Source organism: Streptomyces sp. NPDC020192 (genome assembly GCF_044388685.1).
Classification (GTDB): domain Bacteria; phylum Actinomycetota; class Actinomycetes; order Streptomycetales; family Streptomycetaceae; genus Streptomyces.
The window spans coordinates 129,679-151,882 of sequence record NZ_JBIRXG010000011.1; the positions used below are offsets into that span (position 1 = coordinate 129,679).

Below are 22,204 nucleotides of genomic sequence, written 5' to 3' on the forward strand. Positions count from 1 at the left end.
GTCGCTTCCTCCGTTCCGGGTCCGCGCCCGGTAGTGCCTGTGTACGGTTCTGCCCCGTACGCTCCTCAGCGTGCGCCGGGCGGGGACGTGGCCACCTCACCCGGGGCGGGTGAACGGCCGTCACGAGTACGACGGATCCGCCCGGCCGGGGGCCGGCCCCGTCGCGGCGGCGAGGACGGCCGTGACGATGAGCACCGCCACGACCAGCAGCAGCACGAGCGCCACCCCACCCACCGTGGGGTGGTTCCACAGCACGAGGGCCAGGGCACCGGCCCCGATGGTGACGCCGGTGGTCCACGGCCGGCGGACGGTCAGCCACTGCCCGAAGTGGCCGGTGTGCACACCGGCGCGGCTCAGTCCCCGCCCCGCCACCGCGGTGCCCTTCCGCGCCACGGACCGCACGGCCCGGGCCGCTCGGCCTGGCCCGTACAGGTAGGCCGCCAGCGCGGTGATCAGGGAGACGACGAGCAGCGTACGGACGCTGTCACGCAGGAAACGGACAAAGGTGTCGAAGATCGCCGCCGCGGCATCGGGTGGCAACGCCGTCGGGGGAACCGAGTCGAGGTAGACCCGCCGTACGACGACCAGGGCCACGAGCAGCACGATCATCATGGCGCCGATGCCCAGGGAGGTGACCATCAGCATCACCCGGTGTCCCGGAGCGGCCCACACGCCCGCGGCGGCCACGGCGAGAGCCAGTACGGGCATCCACGTTCCGAGGACGTCCAGCAGCAGCATCGCGTTCTGGGCCTTGTGGAGTTTGTCGGTGCGGAACAGGGTGACCGAGCGGTCGATCTTCGGGATGGCGGAGGCCCGCTTGAAGCCGGCGTCGACCAGGCGCTTCTGTACCTGGTCGATCACCACTCCGATATCGAGCTGCACGGTGTCGCCCTGGGCCTTGAGCGCTCCCTGCCCATGTCCGGTCAGCATGCCCACCACCGCGGACTGCGCCCGCCGGTTGCCCGCCACCCATGCCTCCCTGAAGACGTCGCTGGTCACCACGCGGTCGATGACGCGGTGCACGACCGTCTGCACGGCGGAGCGCAGCGGGCCGGTCAGCGCCTTCGAGGCGTCGACCACCCGGGGCGGCGCCCCGTTGTCCGCGAGCACCTTGCTGAGCGAGGCCGTCACCGCCTGGACGTCCACCTGGGCCACCACACGGTCGGTCAGGCGGTTCACGAGGGCGTTCTGCACGGCCGGTTCCGAGGCGAGCGGTGCCACGGTCTGCACGTACCGGTCGGTGTCGGCGACCGTGTCGTGGACCCAGACCGCGACGACGGCCAGCGGAGCGAGGACGAGCGTCAGCACCAGGAGGACCGATGCGCCGATGCGCCGCAGCCCCCGGTGGCGCAGCCGCGAGACACGGCGGAGCCGCAGGTACTCCGCGTGCTCCTCGGCGCTCAGGACATGACCGGCCTGCTCGGGCGGGCCCGCATCGGACGGCCTGGAGGGGGTGCCGGAAGCCATGGCTCCTCCTGGGGAATGTTCGGACGTTCGCGTGAAGGGGCCCCGCCGGGAGACTGCTCCCGTCCGGCATACGGCTCGTGACCACGCGGTTCGGTCATGGCTCCGCCTCACGCGATCGGCGGATCCGCTTCCGGACGGCCGCGGGGCCGTGTGCGGGGACCTCACCGGGCCAGCGTCCCCCCGGCCGGCCGCCGTGGGCGTCACCCCTGGCGGGTGATCCGGGCGGGGGGCCGGGACGATGAGGTGGGTACGCAGGGCCGCGGCCGGCCCGCGGCGGAGCGGACGAAGAGGCGCACGATGACCGATCCAGCGGCTGCCGGGAAGCAGCGGACCCCGCCGGAGCGGGCGGAGCGCGCCGGCCGGCCGGGGCCCAGGGCCACGGCCGTGGCCGTCGCCCTGGGCGGTCGGCGTCGCGGTGGGCCTTGTCGCGGCGTACTACCTGCTGCCGCTGGACTGGCACGGCTGGGGGGTCACCGCGCTGGTCCTCGTCTGCGGCCTGCTGGCGGTCGTCCTGTTCTTCGGGTGGGAGGTGTGGCTCATCGCGCGCTCGCCTTCGCCGCGGCTGAAGGCCGTCGAGGCGCTGGCCGCCACGGTCCCCCTGTATCTGGTCGTCTTCGCGAGCGTCTACTACCTGCTCGAACGCGCCGTGCCCGGCTCCTTCAGCGAGCACCTGAGCAGAACGGACGCCCTGTACTTCACGCTCAGCACCTTCAGCACCGTCGGCTTCGGCGACATCACCCCGGTCTCCGGGACGGGCAGGGTGGTGGTGATGTGCCAGATGACCTGCAGTCTGCTGCTCGTGGGTGTGGCAGTACGGGTGCTCGCGGCCGCGGTCCTTGTCGGCCTGCGGCGCCGGGAGCGCAGGCCGCCGGAGTGAGGTGCGACGGCCGGATCACGACGGCGTCTGGCGTATCTCCAGGACTCTCAGCCCCAACGACTGGCAGCGGGCCAGCAGTCCGTACAGGTGTGCCTCGTCGACGACCGCTCCGAAGAGGACGGTCTGACCGGCCATCAGTACGTGGTCCAGCTCGGGGAACGCCTTGACCAGCGTCTCGGTCATCAGTCCGTCGACGCGAATCTCGTAGCGCATGAGCCGCTCTTCCCCATGTCTCCCGAAGGGGCGTGCCCGTCCCTGTCCGTGCGATCCTCCGCCCCCGGTCCGCCGCGCTGCTTCACCCGGGGGAGGTGATACCAGCGCCGCGCCCCCGGAGTGTCACAGGAGCCCCAGGTCGCGCGCGCGGCGCACCGCGTCGTGACGCCGGTTCACGGCCAGCTTCCGGTAGGCGCTCTTGAGATGGGTCTTGACCGTGTTGACCGACACGTACAGATCGGCGGCGATCTCCTGCGTCGACATCGGCTGCGCCAGCCGGCGCAGGACGTCGCGTTCGCGTTCGCTCAGCTCCTCCACCACCGGCAGCGGTTGCTCCCCGGCCCGCGCCGGTCCGCCGGGCGCCGACGGACCGGGGAGCAGCCAGCCCTCGGCCAGCGCGCGCAACGGCACGGTGCACAGCAACGGGCGCAGCCACGGTCCCGCGTCCACGAAGGGGCGGCGCAGCCGCTCACGCCGGGCTTCCCGCAGTGCCTGGGCGACGAGCCCGCGCTGACAGGCGAAGTCTCCGGCCTCGCCCGCCAGCTGGGCTCCGACCAGTGCGGCCCGTACCGTGACGGCCGGGCCGACGTGGCCCTGCGGCCGCACTCTGCCGAGCAGTTCGGCCGCGGCCTCGGGCCGGCCCGCGGCCAGCTCCGCCTGCGCGGCTCCCACGAGGCACACCGGTTCGCCGTCGGGCTCCTCCGCCAGCAGCTTCACGGCCATCTCCGGCCGGCCCTCGGCGAGGTGGGCGGCGGCGGCCACGGACGCCGTGTGCGCCGCGGCCCAGGGAGACGCCACATCGGCCACGACCGCCCGGTCCGCCGCTTCGAGTGCGGCCTGCGTGTCACCGCGGGCCAGGAACAGACGCCCTGCGACGACGGCCTCCCCGGCCTGCGCCACCGGGTCCAGTGGCAGGCGCCGCGCGTCCGTCGCGGCGTCGAGCAGCGCCTGGGCCCGGTCCAGCTCGTCGCGGTCGACGGCCACCGCGGCCAGGACCAGGGAGCCCAGCCCCGGCTCGGGCGCCGGGGGCGGGCCGCAGTGGTCCGCCGCGGTGACCGTGGCCGACACCCTGCGCTCGGCCCTGCCCGGCCAGCCCTCCAGATAGTCGATGAGCGCCAGATGACCCAGACACTCCTGACGCGCCGGTGCCGTCGCCCCCGCCCGGCCGGAATCGACCACCGTGGTCAGGGCCGCGCGGGCGTCCCGCATCCGGCCGGCCCACAGGCGTGCCGAACCGACATGGGTGAGCAGGAGCGCGAACAGCTCGGGGTGCTCTTCCAGCAGCCTGCCGGGCACGTCGCGCCGAAGCCTCTCCGCGGCCTGTGCGGCCGTGTCCGCCCGGCCCGGCGCACCGGCCAGGCGCGCTGCCAGAGCTTCCAGGAAGGCGCAGCTCAGCCGGGTCGCGGCCAGGCCGTCCGCGGCATCGCCCTCGCCGTCGGACGATCCGCCGCGCGAGGTCAGGACCCGTGCCGCCCGCCGCAGGCGGGACAGACCGTGCTCGACGTCGCACCGGGACAGCGCGCGGGCCGCACGGACGAGGTCCGTGGCGGGGCCGGCGGGCCCGGGCCCCATGCGGGAGAACAGCTCGGCCAGCTCGTCGACGTGCAGGCCGGTGAAGATCTCCCCGATGGCGAGACCGCCGACGAGGGCCCCGGCGGCGGTCTCCCAGTCGTGCGCCGCGGCCGCGTGGCCGAGCGTCTCGCCGAGGGACCCCGAGTGCCGCAGCCAGTGCGCCGCGCGGCCGTGGAGGTCGGTCTCCAGCCCGGGGCAGCGCACCCGGAGGTGGGCGCGGAGGATCTCCCCGAACAGCGGATGCAGACGGAACCAGGCGTGCCCGAGGTACTCGACGAACGCGTTCTCACGGTGCAGACCGGTCAGGATGAGTTCGGCGTCGGTGCGCCCGGTGAGGGCGTCGGCGAGACCGGGACAGACGCGTTCGAGGATGCTGCTCCGCAGCAGCAGATCCTGTGTCTCCGCCGTCTGCCGCTTGAGTACCTCGGCCAGCAGGAAGTCGGCGATCGTGGTGCGGTCGGCCTCGAACTCCTTCAGATACGTGCCCGGATCCGGCTCCGACTGCGCGGCCAGGGCGCACAGCCGCAGTCCGGCCGCCCAGCCCCGGGTGCGCTCCACCAGCGCACCCACGTCGCCGGCCGGGAGGCTCAGCCCGTGCAGCGCCAGCAGCTCGGCGGCTTCGTCGCGGGTGAAGGCCAACTCGGCGTTCCTGATCTCCGTGATGGCGCCGGCCGCCCGGTAACGGTGCAGCGGGAGCAGTGGTTCGGTGCGCGTGACGAGGACCAGGCGCATGCCGTGTCCCGCCTGCTGGAGGACGAATTCCAGCTGGTCCGCGATCTCGGGGTCGGTTGCCCTGTCGTACTCGTCGATGACCACGATCACCGGTGTGGTCCGGGCGCTCAGCCGGGCGGCGAGCCGGGTGAGGAGCGCGTCGTGCACGCGGCCGGGTTCGATGGGGAAGCCGACATCGGTGTCCACCGGCACACCGGCGAGGCACAGGGCCTGCAGGAGGTACGCCCAGAAGGTTCCGCACCCCTTGTCCGCCACCCGCGCGGTGAGCCAGGCCACGGGCCCGTCCCACGCCGAGGCCCAGTCGGCGACCAGCAGCGTCTTGCCCGCCCCCGCGGCTCCCTGGACCACGGTCAACGGGGTCGCGGGGGCATCGTCGAGGTGTCCGGCCAGCCGGTCGCGGCGCAGGAACGTCACGGGACGCGTCGGTACGGCGAACCGTGTCCGCAGGAACGGCTCCCCTCGGGGATCGGCCTGCGAGGGGGTCGGCGCCGGTCCGTCCTCGCCCGGTACGGCCATGGTGCTCACCACCACTCGTGATCGTCGGGTCACGGACCACGTTCCCCCTCCCACCAGCTTGTTCCCTGCACCCTCATGCGCAACAGGAGCCACTGGTCCCTGGCAGGGACGGAACAGCCCTGACGGACCCGGAGGCTCCCGGTCCACGCGGGCCCGCCGGCCCCGGGATCTTTCGTCGGCCTGTCGCTACGGCGCCGGTGCTTGTCCGGCCCCGCCCGCCGCACTAGCCTCCCCGCGTGATCAACGGTGCACATGTGGTGATCTACAGCCGGGACCCGGAGGCCGACCGGGCCTTTCTGCGCGGCACCCTCTGCTGGAACTACGTCGACGCGGGCCGCGGCTGGCTGATCTTCAAGGCGCCGCCCGCCGAGGTGGCCTGCCACCCCACCGACGGTGAGCCCTCGCACGAGCTGATGCTGATGTGCGACGACCTGGACGAGACCCGGCGTCAACTCGCCGAGCGGGGAGCGGAGTTCAGCCGCCCCGTGGAGGAGGCCCGCTGGGGCCGGGTGACCGCCCTCCGGCTGCCGGGCGGCGCCGAGCTCGCCCTGTACGAGCCCCGCCACCCGCGCCCGTAGCGGCCCCCGGAAGCGTTACGAGCCTCAGGCCGTGACCCGCTCCGCCCCCGTCGGCTGCCGGCCCTCGCGTTCGCCGAGCAGTTCCGTCGGGACGGTGTGCGTCTCACGGGCGGACAGCGCGGCGACGACCGGCGGTACGCACAGCGCGGCCGTGAACAGGGCCACCGCCGCCCAGTCGTCGCCGCCCGGACCGGCGATCCCGGCGGCGAAGGTGACCGCGAATCCCGCCACCGCGAAGCCGGTCTGCGTGCCGATCGCCACGCCGGACAGCCGGACCCGGGTCGCGAACATCTCGCCGTAGAAGGCGGGCCACACCCCGTTCGCGGCGCTGTAGACCAGGCCGAAGGCGACGATGCCGAGGGCCAGGGTCAGCGGGTAGGAGCCGGTGGAGATCGCCCACAGATAGCCGGTCATCGCCACCGCGCTGCCGACCGCGCCGATCAGGAACACCGGCCGGCGCCCGATCCGGTCCGACAGGGTCGCCCACAGCGGGATCGCGCCGAGCGCGACCAGGTTGGCGAGGGCGCCGACCCACAGCATCGAGGTACGGGACATGCCGACCGCGTCGCTGGTGGCGTACGCCAGCGCCCACACCGTGAAGATCGTGCTGACCGAGGCGACGAGCGCCCCCGCGATCACCCGCAGCACATCGGCCCAGTGCTCGCGCAGCAGCACCGCGAGCGGCAGCCGGACCACGCCCTCGCCGGCCACCTGCTTCGCGAAGGCTGGGGTCTCGCGCAGCCGGCGCCGGATGACGTAGCCGGCGACAGCGACCACCACGCTCAGCCAGAACGGCACCCGCCAGCCCCAGGACAGCAGCTGGTCCTCGGGCAGCCGGGAGACCGGGATGAAGACGAGGGTGGCGATGAGCTGGCCGCCCTGGGTGCCGCTGAGGGTGAAGCTGGTGAAGAACCCGCGCCGGCCCGGCGGCGCGTGCTCCAGGGTCATGGAACTCGCGCTGGCCTGCTCACCGGCCGCCGATATGCCCTGCAGGACACGGCACAGCACGAGCAGCACGGGGGCGAGCGAGCCGGCCTGGGCGCGGGTGGGCAGACAGCCGATCAGGAACGTCGACAGACCCATCAGGATCAGCGTGAACACCATGATCTTCTTGCGGCCGAGCCGGTCACCGATGTGCCCGAGCACCAGGGCGCCGAGCGGCCGGGCGGCGTAGGCGACGCCGAAGGTGGCGAGCGAGAGCAGGGTGGCGGTGGCCGGGTCGGAGGCGTCGAAGAACACCTTCGGGAAGATCAGCGCGGCGGCGCTGCCGTAGACGAAGAAGTCGTAGTACTCCAGCGCGCTGCCGATCCAGGCGGCCGTCGCCGCCTTCCAGGGCTGGCCGGGAGGGGCGTCGGCGGCGGGCGCGGGGGCAGGGGTGGGGACGGACACGGCGGCTCCTTCGGAGGAACCCCACCCTACGGAAAGGGCGGGGTGAGCGACGAGGGGAGGGAGCGGGTGAGGCCGGATCACGGCGGCTAATTAACCCACTGGATAGTTAGTCGTGGTGGGTGGGATGTTGCGCGCGTGTTACCCCTGTGTCAAGAGGTGGAGCCCGAACTCGTCAGGCGTCCGTCCGCTCCGCCGTCAGATAGGCGATCACCATGTCGCCGAGCATGGTGCGGTAGTGCTCCCGCCGGCCGGGGTCCACCAGGTCGCGGCCGAACAGGGCGCCGAAGGTCGCCCGGTTGGCGACCCGGAAGAAGCAGAACGAGCTGATCATGGCGTGCAGGTCGACGGCGTCCACGTCGGCCGTGAACAGCCCGGACTCCTGCCCGGCGGTGAGGATCCGGCGGATCACGTCCAGGGCCGGGGAGCCGATCCTGCCGAGCTTCGCGGAGGCCGCGATGTGCTCGGCGCCGTGGATGTTCTCGATGCTGACCAGGCGGATGAAGTCCGGGTGCTGCTCGTGGTGGTCCAGGGTCAGCTCGGCCAGGCGCCGGATCGCCGCGACCGGGTCCAGATGCTCGACGTCGAGCTGCTGCTCGGCGTCGCGGATCACGCCGTACGCCCGCTCCAGCACGGCCGTGAACAGCTGTTCCTTGCCGCCGAAGTAGTAGTAGATCATCCGCTTGGTGGTGCGGGTGCGGGCCGCTATCTCGTCGACCCGGGCGCCGTCGTAACCGGCCCGCGCGAACTCCTGCGTGGCCACGTCGAGGATCTCGGCCTGGGTGCGGGCGGCGTCGCGTGTCCGCCCGCCGGGTCGCAGGGGTTCTTCGACGCTGGTCATCGCATTCCTTCGGGCCGTGGGTGCCTGGACTGAACGCTCGTCAGTCGTGCCGGTGATTGTAGAAGCAGGGCCGCGGATGCCGCCGGGGGCTTCCTCGAGGCCTCGGCGGCTGATATAGCTAACGTACTGGTTCGTACATTAGCTTCGCTGTATCAGCGCTGCCCCGGGAGGCTCGCGTGGCCAAGGACTCGTATCTCGTCGGGCTGATCGGTGCCGGTATCGGCCCCTCGCTCAGCCCCGCCCTGCATCAGCGGGAGGCGGACCGGCAGGGCCTGCGCTATGTCTACCGGCTCCTCGACACCGACGTCCTCGGGGTGGCACCGGAGGCGGTGGGCGACCTGGTCCGGGCCGCCCGTGACCTCGGCTTCGACGGGCTGAACATCACGCACCCCTGCAAGCAGCTCGTCATCGAGCACCTGGACGCGCTCGACGCGCGGGCCGAGGCGCTCGGCGCGGTCAACACCGTCGTCTTCGAGGACGGCGGCCGGGCCGTCGGTCACAACACCGACGTCACCGGCTTCGCCGCGTCCTTCGCGCGCGGCCTGCCGGACGCCCCGCTGGAGCGGGTGGTCCAGCTCGGCGCGGGCGGCGCGGGCGCGGCGGTGGCGCACGCCGTGCTGACCCTGGGCGCGAGCCGGGTCACGGTGGTCGACGCGCTCCCCGACCGCGCGGCCGACCTCGCCGCATCCCTCGTACGGCACTTCGGCCCAGGACGGGCGGAGGCCGCGTCTCTCGATCAGTTGCCTGTGCTGCTTGCGGAGGCCGACGGTGCCGGGGGGCTCGTGCACGCGACCCCTACGGGTATGGCCGCCCATCCCGGCCTGCCGGTGCCCGCTGAGCTGCTGCGGCCCGGGATGTGGGTCGCCGAGGTGGTGTACCGGCCGCTGGAGACCGAGTTGGTGCGGGTCGCCCGGGCGCGTGGGTGTGCCGTGCTGTCCGGGGGCGGGATGGCCGTGTTCCAGGCCGCGGACGCGTTTCGGCTGTTCACGGGGCTCGAGCCGGACAGCGGTCGCATGCTGGCCGACTTCGAGGAACTGGCCGGTGTGGAGCGTTCGGGAAGTGGTGTCCGGTGATGCGCACCGCCATCGCCACCGTCTCCCTCAGCGGCTCCCTCACCGAGAAGCTCACGGCCGCCGCCCGCGCCGGGTTCGGCGGCGTCGAGATCTTCGAGAACGACCTCCTCGCCAGCCCCCTCACTCCCGAGGAGATACGCACCCGCTGCGCCGATCTCGGGCTGAGCATCGATCTGTACCAGCCGATGCGGGACATCGAGGCCGTACCGGAAGAGGTGTTCACCCGCAATCTCCGGCGGGCCCGGCACAAGTTCGAGCTGATGGAGCGGCTCGGCGCCGACACCGTCCTCGTGTGCTCCAGCGTCTCCCCGCTCGCCCTGGACGACGACGCCCTCGCCGCCGGGCAGCTGGCCCAACTGGCTGACCTGGCCCAGGAGTTCGGGATCCTGGTGGCGTACGAGGCGCTGGCCTGGGGGCGGTATGTGAACACGTACGACCACGCGTGGCGCATCGTCGAGGCGGCGGGGCATCCGGCGCTCGGCACCTGCCTGGACAGTTTCCACATCCTCTCCCGGGGCTCGGACCCCAGGGGCATCGAGGACATACCCGGCGAGAAGATCTTCTTCCTCCAGCTCGCCGACGCCCCGCTGCCGGCCATGGACGTGCTGCAGTGGAGCCGTCATCACCGGTGCTTCCCCGGCCAGGGCGGCTTCGACGTCACCAGGCTGCTGCGGCACGTCCTCAAGGCCGGCTACCAAGGGCCGCTGTCACTCGAGGTCTTCAACGACGTCTTCCGGCAGGCCGACGCCGGCTCCACCGCCGTGGACGCCCACCGGTCCCTGCTGCTGCTCCAAGAGGCTGTCGGCGCCGCCGAGTTGCCGCCGCCCGTCGTGCCCACCGGGGTCGCCTTCGCCGAACTCCGCACCCCGGACGCCGAACCGGTCACCGCCCTGCTGACCGCGCTCGGCTTCACCCGCACCGCCCGGCACCGCGGCAAACCCGTCGACCTGTGGGAGCGCGGCGAGGCCCGGATCCTGGTCAACACCGCCGCCACCGACCGCCGCGACGGCACCCGGCTGGCCGCGATCGGCCTCGGGTCCCCGGACCCCGCGGCCGCCGCCCGCCGCGCCGAGGCCCTCCACGCGCCCGTGTTGCCCCGCCTCCGTGCCCCCGGGGACGCCCCGCTCGACGCGGTCGCCGCACCCGACGGAACAGAACTGTTTCTCCTCGCCACCAAGGATTCCCAACTCCCAGGCTGGCGAGGTGACTTCGCCGACCTGCCGGACGCCCCCGCGCCCGCCCCGGGCACCCGTATCGACCACCTCGCGCTCACCCAGCCCTGGCACCACTTCGACGAGGCGACCCTCTTCCACCGTAGTGTCCTCGGGCTCGGCGCGCAGGAGAGCGTGGACCTCGCCGACCCCTACGGGCTGCGCCGGAGCCGGGCGGTGACCAACGCCGACGGCAGCGTCCGTATCGCCCTCACCGTCGGCGCGGCGCCCGCCGACGAGACCGTGCACGCCGCACACATCGCGCTGGCCACCGACGACGTGGTGGCCGCGGCCCGCGCCTTCCGTGCGGCCGGCGGCCGCCTGCTGCCGGTCCCGGCCAACTACTACGACGACCTCGCCGCCCGATTCGACTTCGCCGAGGGGGAGTTGGAGACGTACCAGGACCTCGGCATCCTCTACGACCGGGACGCGGGCGGCGCCTTCAGACACTGCTACACCGAGACCGTCGGCCGCGTCTTCTTCGAACTCGTCCAGCGCGACCCCGGCCACCTCGGCTACGGCGCCGCGAACGCGCCGGTGCGGCTCGCGGCCCAGCACGCGGGACGGCTCCTGCGCTGAACCGCCCGGGCTCTTACCGGATTCCCCGTAGGGGTGAGAGCCCGGTGAGACCTCCATCGGGTTCAGTTCCGGTTCAGGCTCCGTACATGTCGGGCGGCGGATACTCCGCGAGATCCGGTGTGCGCGCCGCGCCCGGACACTTCCGTTCCGGGAGCCCGAAAGGCCGTTCATGCTGAGCAGCACCCCCACCGAGCCGGTCGTCCGGGACGGCGGGCCGCCGCCCGTGGCCCCGCCCCGCCCACGGACCGACCGGTACGAGCGGCCGGTGCTCGCGGGCATCTGCCTGCTCGCCGCCGTGCTCTGCCTGTGGGGCCTCGAGCACAGCACCTACCACGCGTTCTACGCGAGCGCGGTGCGCAGCATGACCGACAGCCCGACGGACTTCTTCTACGGCTCCTTCGACCCGGCCGGCTCCCTCACCCTGGACAAGCTGCCCGGATTCCTGTGGCCGCAGGCCCTGTCCGCGCTCGTGTTCGGCTTCCATCCGTGGGCGCTGGTGCTGCCGCAGGCCCTGGAGACGGTGGGCTGTGTGCTCCTGCTGCATGTCCTGGTGCGCCGGTGGGCCGGGGTGACCGCCGGGCTGCTGGCCGCCGCCTTCCTCACGCTGACGCCGGTGACCGTGGGCCTCGGCCGGTCGGTCACCGAGGACGCTCCGTTCGTGCTGCTCCTGCTGCTGGCCGCCGAGGCCACCTGGCGGGCCGCCGAGAAGGCCCGCCCGCGCACCCTGCTGCTCGCGGGCCTCTGGGTGGGCCTGGCCTTCCAGTGCAAGATGCTGGAGGCGTGGGCGGTGCTGCCCGCGCTCGCCGCCACCTACCTCGTCGCCGCGCCCGCCGCACTGCGCCGCCGGATCGCCCACGTGGCCCTCGCCGGCGCGGTCACCGTGGCGGTGTCGGTGTCGTGGATGCTGGTGGCCGCCCTCACCCCGGCCGGGTCCCGGCCGTATCTCGACGGCACCACGAACGACTCGCCGTTCGCGCTGGTCGTCGGCTACAACTTCCTGACCCGTTTCCACGCCGTCGGCGTCGACGCGGCCGGCACCGGCAGCATCGTGGCGAGCCACGCGGCCCGCGCCGCGCAGGGGACGGGGCCCGGCATGGGCGACAGCGTGTGGAAGATGGTCGCGCCGGGCCTGGCCTCCCAGACCGGCTGGCTGTATCCGCTCGCCGTACTCGGCCTGGCGGGCGGGATCGTCGCACTGCGGCGGCGGCGCCCGGCGCGCACCGACCGGCAGCTCGCCGGACTCGTGCTGTGGGGCGTGTGGGGCGCGACCTTCTTCGCCGCCTTCAGCTTCGGCAGCGTCACCGGCCACACCTACTACATGGGCGTCGTCGCGGTGGCCGTGGCCACGCTCGCCGCCGCCGGTGTCGTCCAGGCCCGGCGCTCCCGGATGCTGCTGTCGGCCGTGCTGGTGGTCAACGTCGTCTGGTGTGTGTCCCTGGCGCTGCGGTACCGGCACTTCGAGACCTGGGCGGTGCCCTGCGCGGCGGCCCTCGGCCTGGTCGCCGTACTCCTCGCCACCCTGCGCCGGCCGGCCGCGCTCGCCGCGGGGCTCGCCGCCGTGCTGCTGATCCCGGCCGGCTGGTCGGCGTCCGCCCTCTCCCTGCGCTACAACCAGCCCGGCGGCCTCGGCCGCGTCGGCCCCACCAGCACCCGCACTGGCACCGCCCTGTCCGCCCTCCGCCCCGAACAACGGCGGCTGCTCGCCTATCTCACCGCGCACCGGGGCGGCGCCCGCTATCTGGCCGCCGTCCCCGGCTGGGAGAGCGCGGCCCCGTACGTCATCGCCGCCGACGCGTCCGTGCTGCCGATGGGCGGCTACACCGGCCAGGTCCCGTTCCCGCGGCCGGCGGCCTTCCGCGCGCTGGTGGACAGCGGGCGGCTGCGCTACGTCGTCGTCCCGCGCGCCGACCTGAAGCGCGGCGCCCGCGACGACCGGCGGCCCGTCGGCGCGCTGCTGCGCTGGACCGCCGCCCACTGCACGCTCGTCCCGCGCTCCGCCTACGACCCCCGCGACCGCGGCAAGCTGCTGTACGACTGCGGCCCGGCCCACCAGAGGTGAACCGGGCCGCAGGAGAAGGGCCGTTACGGCCGTCTGTTCCACTCGGCGATCACGGGTCGCCCGTGCTCGGTGGACAGCCGGCTGACCGTGCCGGTGGCCAGCTGGAACAGCCGGCCCTCGGCGGGCGGGAGGCCCAGCCGACGGGCCGTGAGCACCCGCAGGAAGTGGGCGTGGGCGACGAGGACCACGTCCCCGGCGTCCTCGGCGAGCGCCTTGTCGACGCGGGCCAGCACCCGGTCGGCGCGGGCCCCGGTCTCCTCCGGTGACTCGCCCGGGTGCCCCTCCGGGCCGGGCGGCACACCGTCGGTCCACAGGTCCCAGGTGGGGCGCGTCCGGTGGATGTCGACCGTGGTGACACCCTCGTAGCCGCCGTAGTCCCACTCGTGCAGATCGGGGTCGGGCACGACCCCGGTCAGGCCCGCCAGTTCGGCGGTGCGTAGCGCGCGGTTCAGCGGGCTGGCCAGCGCCAGGGAGTACGTCCGCTCGGTGAGGAGCGGGGCGAGGGACTTGGCCTGTTCCTCGCCGTGCTCGGTCAGGGGCAGGTCGGTCCAGCTCGTGTGCTGTCCCGACAGGCTCCACTCCGTCTCACCGTGGCGGACCAGCAGGAGGTCCCCCACGGTGGATCAGTCCTTCTTCTCGACCGCGTGGCCGCCGAACTGGTTGCGCAGCGCGGCGATCATCTTCATCTGCGGGGAGTCGTCCTGCCGCGAGGCGAACCGGGCGAACAGCGACGCGGTGATCGCGGGCAGCGGCACCGCGTTGTCGATGGCCGCCTCGACCGTCCAGCGGCCCTCGCCGGAGTCCTCGGCGTAGCCGCGCAGCTTCTCCAGGTGCTCGTCCTCGTCCAGGGCGTTGACCGCGAGGTCCAGCAGCCAGGAACGGATGACGGTGCCCTCCTGCCAGGAGCGGTACACCTCGCGGACGTTCTCCACGGAGTGGACCTTCTCCAGCAGCTCCCAGCCCTCGGCGTAGGCCTGCATCATGGCGTACTCGATGCCGTTGTGGACCATCTTGGAGAAGTGTCCGGCGCCGACGCGGCCGGCGTGGACGTATCCGTAGGGGCCCTCGGGCTTGAGCGCCTCGAAGATCGGCTTCAGCGGCTCCACGTGCTGCTGGTCGCCGCCGACCATGAGTGCGTAACCGTTTTCCAGGCCCCACACACCGCCGGAGACACCGGCGTCGACGAAGCCGATGCCCTTGATGCCGAGGGCGGCGGCGTGCTTCTCGTCGTCCGTCCAGCGGGAGTTGCCGCCGTCGATCACCGTGTCGCCGGGCTCCAGCAGATCGCCGAGCTCGTCGACGACGGTCTGGGTGGCGGTGCCGGCCGGGACCATCACCCACACACGGCGGGGCGCGTCGAGCTTCTCGACCAGTTCGGCCAGGGACTTGACGTCGGAGACCTCGGGGTTGCGGTCGTAGCCGATGACGGTGTGGCCGGCGCGGCGGATCCGCTCGCGCATGTTGCCGCCCATCTTGCCGAGACCGATGAGACCGAGCTGCATGATCAGTTCACTTCCTGAGCGTTCTTGAGAGTGCGGTAGGCGGCGACGAGGGCCTGGGAGGAGGGGTCGAGACCGGGGACGTCGGCGCCCTCGGTGAGGGCGGGCTCGACGCGCTTGGCGAGGACCTTGCCCAGCTCCACGCCCCACTGGTCGAAGGAGTCGATGTTCCACACGGCGCCCTGCACGAACACCTTGTGCTCGTAGAGGGCGATCAGCTGGCCGAGCACCGACGGGGTCAGCTCGGTCGCCAGGATCGTGGTCGTCGGGTGGTCGCCGTGGAAGGTGCGATGTGCCACCTGCTGCTCGGGCACGCCCTCCGCGCGGACCTCCTCGGCCGTCTTGCCGAAGGCGAGGGCCTGGGTCTGGGCGAAGAAGTTGGCCATCAACAGGTCGTGCTGCGCCTTGAGTTCGGCGCTCAGCTCACCGACCGGGCGGGCGAAGCCGATGAAGTCCGCCGGGATCAGCTTGGTGCCCTGGTGGATCAACTGGTAGTAGGCGTGCTGCCCGTTGGTGCCCGGGGTGCCCCAGACGACCGGTCCGGTCTGCCACTGCACCGGCTTGCCGTCGCGCTGCACCGACTTGCCGTTGGACTCCATGTCCAGCTGCTGGAGGTACGCGGTGAACTTCGACAGGTAGTGGCTGTACGGCAGGACCGCGTGCGACTGGGCGTCGTGGAAGTCGCCGTACCAGATCCCCAACAGGCCCAGCAGCAAAGGCGCGTTGGCTTCGGCGGGCGCGGTGCGGAAGTGCTCGTCGACCAGGTGGAAACCGTCCAGCATCTCGCGGAACCGGTCCGGGCCGATGGCGATCATCAGGGACAGGCCGATCGCCGAGTCGTACGAGTAGCGGCCGCCGACCCAGTCCCAGAACTCGAACATGTTGTCCGGGTCGATGCCGAACTCGGTGACCTTCTCTCCGTTCGTGGACAGCGCCACGAAGTGCTTCGCCACGGCCTTGTCGTCGCCGTCCAAACCGTCGAGAAGCCACTTCCGCGCGCTCGTCGCGTTGGTGATCGTCTCGATCGTGGTGAACGTCTTGGACGCGACGATGAACAGGGTCTCCGCCGGGTCCAGGTCGCGGGTGGCCTCGTGCAGGTCGGCGCCGTCCACGTTCGACACGAAGCGGAACGTCAACTCCCGTGCGGTGTACGGGCGCAGCGCCTCGTACGCCATGGCCGGGCCGAGGTCGGAGCCGCCGATGCCGATGTTGACGACGTTCCTGATCCGCTTGCCGGTGTGGCCGGTCCACTCACCCGAGCGGACGCGGTCGGCGAAGCGTGCCATCTTGTCGAGCACGGCGTGCACCTTGGGGACGACGTTCTCGCCGTCGACCTCGATCACCGCCTCGCGCGGGGCGCGCAGCGCGGTGTGCAGCACGGCGCGGTCCTCGGTGACGTTGATCTTCTCGCCGCGGAACATGGCGTCGCGCAGGCCGGACACGCCGGTGGCGGTGGCGAGTTCCTGGAGGAGGGCCAGGGTCTCGTCGGTGATCAGGTGCTTGCTGTAGTCAATGTACAGGTCGCCGACCCGTACGACGTACCGCTCGGCGCGGCCGGGGTCCTGCGCGAACAGGTCGCGCAGGTGCGGCCGGCCCTCGGCGCGGTGGTCGACGAGGGCCGGCCACTCGGGCCGGTGGGTGAGCTGGGGAAACCCGGAAGACTGGGTCGCTGCCATGTCAGGCGTTCTCCTTGGTGGCCTCGCCCTTGAGGGCGATGGCGTACATCTCGTCGGCGTCGAGGCGGCGCAGTTCCTCGGCGATGAGTTCGGAGGTGGGGCGGACCTTCAGCGCCAGGGTGCGCGGCGGCTGGCCCGGCAGGGTCAGGGTCGCGAGCGGTCCCTCGGGCCGGTCGATGACGATCTCGCCGTTCGCGGTGCCGAGGCGTACGGCGGTGACGACCGGGCCGCCGGTGACCACGCGGTCCACGCGCACGTTCAGCCGGGCCTCCAGCCAGCGCGAGAGCAGTTCGGCACTGGGGTTGTCCGCCTCGGCCTCGACGGCCGCCGACGTGATCCGCGCGCGGGCCTGGTCCAGGGCGGCGGCCAGCATCGAGCGCCACAGCGTGAGCCGGGTCCAGGCGAGGTCGGTGTCGCCGGGCGCGTAGTTACGGGCCCGGGTTTCCAGGACCTCCATCGGCCGCAGGGCCGCGTACAGGTCGGTGATCCGGCGCTGGGCGAGCGCCCCGAGCGGGTCCTTGGACGGGGTCTCGGGGGCCTCCACCGGCCACCACACGACGACGGGCGCGTCCGGCAGCAGCAGCGGCAGGACGACCGAGTCGGCGTGCTCGGACACCTCGCCGTAGGTGCGCAGGACGACCGTCTCGCCGGTGCCGGCCTCGGAGCCGACCCGGACCTCGGCGTCGAGGCGCGAGTGGGTGCGGTCGCGCAGGGTGCGCACATGCCGCTTGATGACGACCAGGGTCCGCATGGGGTGCTCGTGCGAGGCGTCCTCGGCGGCCTTGATCGAGTCGTAGGCGTTCTCCTCGTCCGTGACGATGACCATCGTCAGGACCATGCCCACGGCCGGGGTGCCGATGGCGCGGCGGCCCTGCACCAGCGCCTTGTTGATCTTGCTTGCCGTGGTGTCGGTCAGGTCGATCTTCATGGCCTGCGCCAGCTCCGTCCGTCTCGTGCGAGCATCTCGTCCGCTTCCTCGGGTCCCCAGCTGCCCGACGCGTACTGCGCCGGCCTGCCGTGCGCCGCCCAGTACTCCTCGATCGGGTCGAGGATCTTCCAGGACTCTTCCACTTCCTGGTGACGGGGGAACAAATTCGCGTCGCCGAGCAGCACGTCCAGGATGAGCCGCTCGTACGCCTCCGGGCTCGACTCGGTGAACGACTCGCCGTAGGCGAAGTCCATCGACACGTCCCGGATCTCCATCGAGGTGCCCGGCACCTTCGAGCCGAAGCGGACGGTCATGCCCTCGTCGGGCTGGACGCGGATGACGATCGCGTTCTGGCCCAGCTCCTCGGTGGCCGTGGAGTCGAAGGGGGAGTGCGGGGCCCGCTTGAAGACCACCGCGATCTCGGTGACCCGGCGGCCCAGCCGCTTGCCGGTGCGCAGGTAGAACGGCACGCCCGCCCAGCGGCGGTTGTCGATGCCCAGCTTGATCGCGGCGAAGGTGTCGGTCTTCGACGTGGGGTCGATGCCCTCCTCCTGGAGGTAGCCGACGACCTTCTCGCCGCCCTGCCAGCCCTCGGCGTACTGCCCGCGCACGGTGTGCTTGCCGAGCTCCGCCGGCAGGCGCACCGACTTGAGCACCTTCAGCTTCTCGGTGAGCAGCGCCTCCGCGTCGAACGCGATCGGCTCCTCCATGGCGGTCAGCGCCATCAGCTGAAGGAGGTGGTTCTGGATGACGTCACGGGCGGCGCCGATGCCGTCGTAGTAGCCGGCGCGGCCGCCGATGCCGATGTCCTCGGCCATGGTGATCTGGATGTGGTCGACGTACGAGCGGTTCCAGATCGGCTCGTACATCTGGTTGGCGAAGCGCAGCGCCAGGATGTTCTGGACCGTCTCCTTGCCCAGGTAGTGGTCGATGCGGAACACCTGGTCCGGCTCGAACACGTCGTGCACGATCGCGTTCAGCTCGCGGGCGCTGCCGAGGTCGTGGCCGAACGGCTTTTCGATGACCGCGCGCCGCCAGGAACCCTGTGGAGGGTTGGCCAGGCCGTGCTTCTTCAGCTGCTGCACGACCTTCGGGAAGAACTTCGGCGGCACCGAGAGGTAGAACGCGAAGTTGCCGCCGGTGCCGCGGGAGGCGTCCAGCTCCTCCACGGCGTCCTTGAGCTGCTTGAACGCGGTGTCGTCGTCGAAGTCGCCGGGGATGAACCGCATGCCCTCGGCGAGCTGCTGCCACACCTCCTCGCGGAACGGGGTGCGGGCGTGCTCGCGCACGGAGTCGTGCACGACCTGCGCGAAGTCCTGGTCCTCCCACTCCCGGCGGGCGAACCCGACCAGGGAGAAGCCCGGCGGCAGCAGACCGCGGTTGGCCAGGTCGTACACGGCCGGCATCAGCTTCTTGCGGGACAGGTCACCGGTCACACCGAAGATGACCAGACCGGACGGGCCGGCGATGCGGGGCAGGCGGCGGTCGCGGGCGTCCCTGAGCGGGTTCTCCCAGTCGGCGGCCGGGCCCACCGGGACCTGCACCGCCTCGGGTGCGGGCGCCGGGGCGGCGGGTGCGTTCTCGGTCATCGGGCGTCAGCTCCCTTGCTCGTCAGGGACGTGGCGACGGCGTCCAGCAGGTCCTGCCAGGCCGCCTCGAACTTGGCGACGCCCTCGTCCTCCAGCTGCTGGACGATCTCGGCGTAGGCGATGCCGAGCCGCTCGACGGCGGCGAGGTCGGCGCGAGCCTGCGAGTACCCGCCGGTCACCGTGTCACCGGTGATCTCGCCGTGGTCGGCGACGGCGTTCAGCGTGGCCTCCGGCATGGTGTTGACGGTGCCCGGCGCGACCAGCTCGTCCACGTACAGGGTGTCCTTGTACGCGGGGTCCTTCACACCGGTGGACGCCCACAGCGGACGCTGCCTGTTCGCCCGGTCCCCGGCGAGCGCCAGCCAGCGCTCGGACCCGAAGACCTCCTCGTACGCCTCGTAGGCGAGCCGGGCGTTGGCGAGGGCCGCGCGGCCCTTGAGGGCGAGGGCCTCGTCGGTGCCGAGGGCGGTCAGCCGCTTGTCGATCTCGGAGTCCACGCGGGAGACGAAGAAGGACGCCACCGAGTGGATCGTGGAGAGGTCGATGCCGCGCTCGCGGGCCTTCTCCAGACCGGCCAGGTAGGCGGCCATGACCTCGCGGTAGCGCTCCAGCGAGAAGATCAGGGTCACGTTGACGCTGATGCCGAGGCCGATGACCTCGGTGATCGCCGGCAGGCCCGCCTTGGTCGCCGGGATCTTGATCATCACGTTGGGGCGGTCGACCAGCCAGGCGAGCTGCTTGGCCTCGGCGATCGTCGCCGTGGTGTCGTGGGCGAGGCGGGGGTCGACCTCGATGGAGACGCGGCCGTCGCGCCCCTCGGAGGCGGTGTACACGGACCGCAGGACATCGGCGGCGGCCCGCACATCGGCGGTCGTCATCATCCGCACCGCCTCGTCCACCGTCACACCCCGTACGGCGAGGTCGGTGAGCTGCTCCTCGTAGCCCTCGCCGGAGCCGATGGCGGCCTGGAAGATCGACGGGTTGGTGGTGACACCGACGACGTTCTTGTTCTCGATCAGGTCCGCCAGGTTGCCCGAGGCGATCCGCTTGCGCGACAGGTCGTCCAGCCAGATGGAGACCCCCTCGTCGGCGAGGCGCTTGAGGGCTCCGGCGGTGGCGATTGCTTCGGTCACGTCAGTCATCTTTCTTTTCTTCTCGCCGCGTTGTCTTGTCGCGGACGTCAGGAGCGGATTCTTGTCGCGGTCGGGTCAGGAGCGCGAGTCGGCGAGCGACTCGCGGGCCTGGGCGGCGACGTTCTCGGGGGTGAAGCCGAACTCGGCGAACAGGGTCTTCGCGTCGGCGGAGGCGCCGAAGTGCTCCAGGGAGACGATCCGGCCGGCGTCGCCGACGTAGCGGTACCAGGTCAGCCCGATGCCCGCCTCCACGGCGACCCGGGCCTTGACGGCCGGCGGGAGCACGGCGTCCTTGTACGCCTGGTCCTGCTCCTCGAACCACTCCACCGACGGCATCGACACCACGCGGGTGCCGATTCCCTCCGCCTCCAGCGCCTCCCGCGCGGCCACGGCCAGCTGCACCTCGGAACCCGTCGCGATGACGATCACCTCCGGGACCTCGGTCGAGGACTCGCGCAGCACATAGCCGCCCTTGGCCGCGTCCTCGTTCGGCGCGTACACCGGCACGCCCTGGCGGGTGAGCGCGAGCCCGTGCGGGGCGGGGTTCACGGCGTGCCTCTTCAGGATCTCGGCCCAGGCGATCGCGGTCTCGTTGGCGTCCGCCGGGCGGACGACGTTCAGACCCGGGATCGCGCGCAGCGACGCCAGGTGCTCGACCGGCTGATGGGTCGGGCCGTCCTCGCCGAGGCCGACGGAGTCGTGCGTCCACACGTACGTCACCGGCAGCTGCATCAGGGCCGACATGCGGACGGCGTTGCGCATGTAGTCGGAGAACACCAGGAAGGTGCCGCCGTAGATCCGGGTGTTGCCGTGCAGGGCGATGCCGTTCATCTCCGCGGCCATGGAGAACTCGCGGATGCCGAAGTGGACGGTACGGCCGTACGGGTCGGCCTCGGGCAGCGGGTTGCCCTCGGGCAGGAAGGAGCTGGTCTTGTCGATGGTGGTGTTGTTGGAGCCGGCGAGGTCGGCGGAGCCGCCCCACAGCTCGGGGATCACCGGGCCGAGCGCCTGCAGCACCTTGCCGGAGGCGGCACGGGTGGCGACGGACTTGCCCTCCTCGAACACCGGCAGCGCGTCCTGCCAGCCCGCGGGCAGCTCGCCCTTGCCGACCCGCTCGAACAGGGCGGCCCGCTCGGCGTCGGCGGTGCGCCACTCGGCGATCCGCTTGTCCCAGGCGGCGTGCGCCTCGGCGCCCCGGTCCAGGGCCCGGCGGGTGTGCTTGAGGACCTCGTCGGTGACCTCGAAGGTCTGCTCGGGGTCGAAGCCGAGGAGCCGCTTGGTGGCCGCGATCTCGTCCTCGCCGAGGGCGGAGCCGTGGGAGGCCTCGGTGCCCTGGGCGTTCGGGGCGGGCCAGGCGATGATCGTGCGCATCGCGATGATCGACGGCCGCCCGGTCTCGGCCTGCGCGGCCTTCAGCGCCCGGTACAGGGCCTCGGTGTCGACGTCGCCCTCGGCGGTGGGCTCGATGCGCTGGGTGTGCCAGCCGTAGGCCTCGTACCGCTTCAGGACGTCCTCGGAGAAGGCGGTCGCGGTGTCGCCCTCGATGGAGATGTGGTTGTCGTCGTAGAGGAAGACCAGGTTGCCGAGCTTCTGGTGGCCGGCCAGCGAGGAGGCCTCGGCGGAGACGCCCTCCTCCAGGTCGCCGTCGGAGACGATCGCCCAGATGGTGTGGTCGAAGGGGGAGGTGCCCTCGGGAGCCTCCGGGTCGAACAGGCCCCGCTCGTAGCGGGCCGCCATCGCCATGCCGACCGCGTTGGCGAGACCCTGGCCCAGCGGGCCGGTGGTGGTCTCGACGCCGGCCGTGTGCCCGTACTCGGGGTGGCCGGGCGTCTTCGACCCGTGCGTCCGGAAGGCCCTGAGGTCGTCCAGCTCCAGCTCGTACCCGGCGAGGAACAGCTGCGTGTACAGGGTCAGCGAGGTGTGGCCGGGGGAGAGGACGAAGCGGTCACGGCCCGCCCACTCCGGGTCGGCCGGGTCATGACGCATCACCTTCTGAAAGATCGTGTACGCGGCAGGAGCCAGGCTCATCGCGGTGCCCGGGTGGCCGTTGCCGACCTTCTGCACCGCGTCGGCCGCCAGCAGGCGGGCGGTGTCCACGGCACGCCGGTCGAGGTCGGTCCACTCGAAGCTGTCGGAAGTCTGCGTGGTCATCTTCAAGAAGTCCTCGTTCAGTGCGGGATGGCTGGCCGGACGCGTTCAAACTTAAAAGTCTGACTTTTTCGAGGGAAGGTCGGGGTGTGTCAGTCTGTGGTGAATCTGGGACAGCGATCACGGA

Annotated in this window: 17 protein-coding genes; 5 read left to right on the top strand and 12 right to left on the bottom strand. The window is 72.1% G+C overall.

Annotated features, from left to right (window positions below):
* Positions 1-120: 120 nt before the first annotated feature.
* Entirely contained in the window at positions 121-1,467 is a 1,347-nt protein-coding gene (locus ACH47Z_RS22025) for a hypothetical protein (protein ID WP_399076104.1), read from the bottom strand.
* Positions 1,468-1,882: 415 nt separating this feature from the next.
* Here ACH47Z_RS22025 and ACH47Z_RS22030 point away from each other — a divergent pair, with 415 nt between their 5' ends.
* Positions 1,883-2,344 carry a potassium channel family protein gene (locus ACH47Z_RS22030; RefSeq protein ID WP_399076106.1) on the top strand — a complete coding sequence of 154 codons (462 nt, stop codon included), beginning with the start codon at positions 1,883-1,885 and terminating at the stop codon, positions 2,342-2,344.
* A gap of 15 nt (positions 2,345-2,359) precedes the next feature.
* Here the strand turns inward: ACH47Z_RS22030 and ACH47Z_RS22035 are convergent, their stop codons facing one another.
* Complete coding sequence (locus ACH47Z_RS22035) at positions 2,360-2,557, bottom strand: hypothetical protein (RefSeq protein WP_399076108.1); 198 nt, start codon at positions 2,555-2,557, stop codon at positions 2,360-2,362.
* A gap of 123 nt (positions 2,558-2,680) precedes the next feature.
* On the bottom strand, positions 2,681-5,377 hold the full coding sequence (locus ACH47Z_RS22040; RefSeq protein WP_399076440.1) for a LuxR C-terminal-related transcriptional regulator: 2,697 nt from the start codon (positions 5,375-5,377) through the stop codon (positions 2,681-2,683).
* A gap of 236 nt (positions 5,378-5,613) precedes the next feature.
* Between ACH47Z_RS22040 and ACH47Z_RS22045 the strand changes: the two genes are divergently transcribed.
* Positions 5,614-5,955 (top strand): VOC family protein, encoded by a 342-nt coding sequence (locus ACH47Z_RS22045; protein WP_399076110.1) that lies wholly within the window; start codon positions 5,614-5,616, stop codon positions 5,953-5,955.
* Between the two features lie 24 nt (positions 5,956-5,979).
* On the opposite strand, the gene ACH47Z_RS22050 is transcribed toward ACH47Z_RS22045, so the two are convergent.
* Both ACH47Z_RS22050 and ACH47Z_RS22055 read right to left on the bottom strand, forming a co-directional pair.
* Positions 5,980-7,344: an MFS transporter gene (locus tag ACH47Z_RS22050; protein ID WP_399076113.1), complete on the bottom strand. Its 1,365-nt coding sequence runs from the start codon at positions 7,342-7,344 to the stop codon at positions 5,980-5,982.
* Between the two features lie 172 nt (positions 7,345-7,516).
* The gene (locus ACH47Z_RS22055) at positions 7,517-8,182 is read right to left on the bottom strand and encodes a TetR family transcriptional regulator (protein WP_399076115.1); all 666 of its coding nucleotides are present in this window, start codon (positions 8,180-8,182) and stop codon (positions 7,517-7,519) included.
* A gap of 176 nt (positions 8,183-8,358) precedes the next feature.
* Between ACH47Z_RS22055 and ACH47Z_RS22060 the strand changes: the two genes are divergently transcribed.
* The 3 genes from ACH47Z_RS22060 (at position 8,359) to ACH47Z_RS22070 (ending at position 13,104) form a co-directional block, all read left to right on the top strand.
* Positions 8,359-9,255 carry a shikimate dehydrogenase gene (locus tag ACH47Z_RS22060; RefSeq protein WP_399076117.1) on the top strand — a complete coding sequence of 299 codons (897 nt, stop codon included), beginning with the start codon at positions 8,359-8,361 and terminating at the stop codon, positions 9,253-9,255.
* Complete coding sequence (locus ACH47Z_RS22065; RefSeq protein ID WP_399076119.1) at positions 9,255-11,045, top strand: bifunctional sugar phosphate isomerase/epimerase/4-hydroxyphenylpyruvate dioxygenase family protein; 1,791 nt, start codon at positions 9,255-9,257, stop codon at positions 11,043-11,045. Before ACH47Z_RS22060 ends, ACH47Z_RS22065 begins: the two co-directional genes overlap by 1 nt.
* Positions 11,046-11,214: 169 nt before the next feature.
* Positions 11,215-13,104: an ArnT family glycosyltransferase gene (locus ACH47Z_RS22070; protein WP_399076121.1), complete on the top strand. Its 1,890-nt coding sequence runs from the start codon at positions 11,215-11,217 to the stop codon at positions 13,102-13,104.
* 23 nt (positions 13,105-13,127) lie between these two features.
* Here ACH47Z_RS22070 and ACH47Z_RS22075 read toward each other — a convergent pair whose 3' ends face one another.
* From ACH47Z_RS22075 to tkt, 7 genes are all read right to left on the bottom strand, one after another.
* The gene (locus tag ACH47Z_RS22075) at positions 13,128-13,721 is read right to left on the bottom strand and encodes a histidine phosphatase family protein (protein ID WP_399076123.1); all 594 of its coding nucleotides are present in this window, start codon (positions 13,719-13,721) and stop codon (positions 13,128-13,130) included.
* A gap of 6 nt (positions 13,722-13,727) precedes the next feature.
* A complete protein-coding gene (gene gnd, locus ACH47Z_RS22080) occupies positions 13,728-14,606 on the bottom strand; it encodes a phosphogluconate dehydrogenase (NAD(+)-dependent, decarboxylating) (RefSeq protein ID WP_399076125.1) in 879 nt (292 codons plus the stop codon).
* Between the two features lie 2 nt (positions 14,607-14,608).
* Positions 14,609-16,279 carry a glucose-6-phosphate isomerase gene (gene pgi / locus ACH47Z_RS22085; protein ID WP_399076127.1) on the bottom strand — a complete coding sequence of 557 codons (1,671 nt, stop codon included), beginning with the start codon at positions 16,277-16,279 and terminating at the stop codon, positions 14,609-14,611.
* Between the two features lies 1 nt (position 16,280).
* Positions 16,281-17,207 (bottom strand): glucose-6-phosphate dehydrogenase assembly protein OpcA, encoded by a 927-nt coding sequence (gene opcA / locus ACH47Z_RS22090; protein WP_399076129.1) that lies wholly within the window; start codon positions 17,205-17,207, stop codon positions 16,281-16,283.
* On the bottom strand, positions 17,204-18,796 hold the full coding sequence (gene zwf, locus ACH47Z_RS22095) for a glucose-6-phosphate dehydrogenase (protein WP_399076131.1): 1,593 nt from the start codon (positions 18,794-18,796) through the stop codon (positions 17,204-17,206). The genes opcA and zwf overlap by 4 nt, the downstream gene beginning before the upstream one ends.
* Positions 18,793-19,938: a transaldolase gene (tal, locus tag ACH47Z_RS22100; RefSeq protein WP_399076133.1), complete on the bottom strand. Its 1,146-nt coding sequence runs from the start codon at positions 19,936-19,938 to the stop codon at positions 18,793-18,795. Before tal ends, zwf begins: the two co-directional genes overlap by 4 nt.
* Before the next feature lie 66 nt (positions 19,939-20,004).
* Positions 20,005-22,080 (bottom strand): transketolase, encoded by a 2,076-nt coding sequence (gene tkt, locus ACH47Z_RS22105; RefSeq protein WP_399076136.1) that lies wholly within the window; start codon positions 22,078-22,080, stop codon positions 20,005-20,007.
* Positions 22,081-22,204 lie beyond the last annotated feature (124 nt).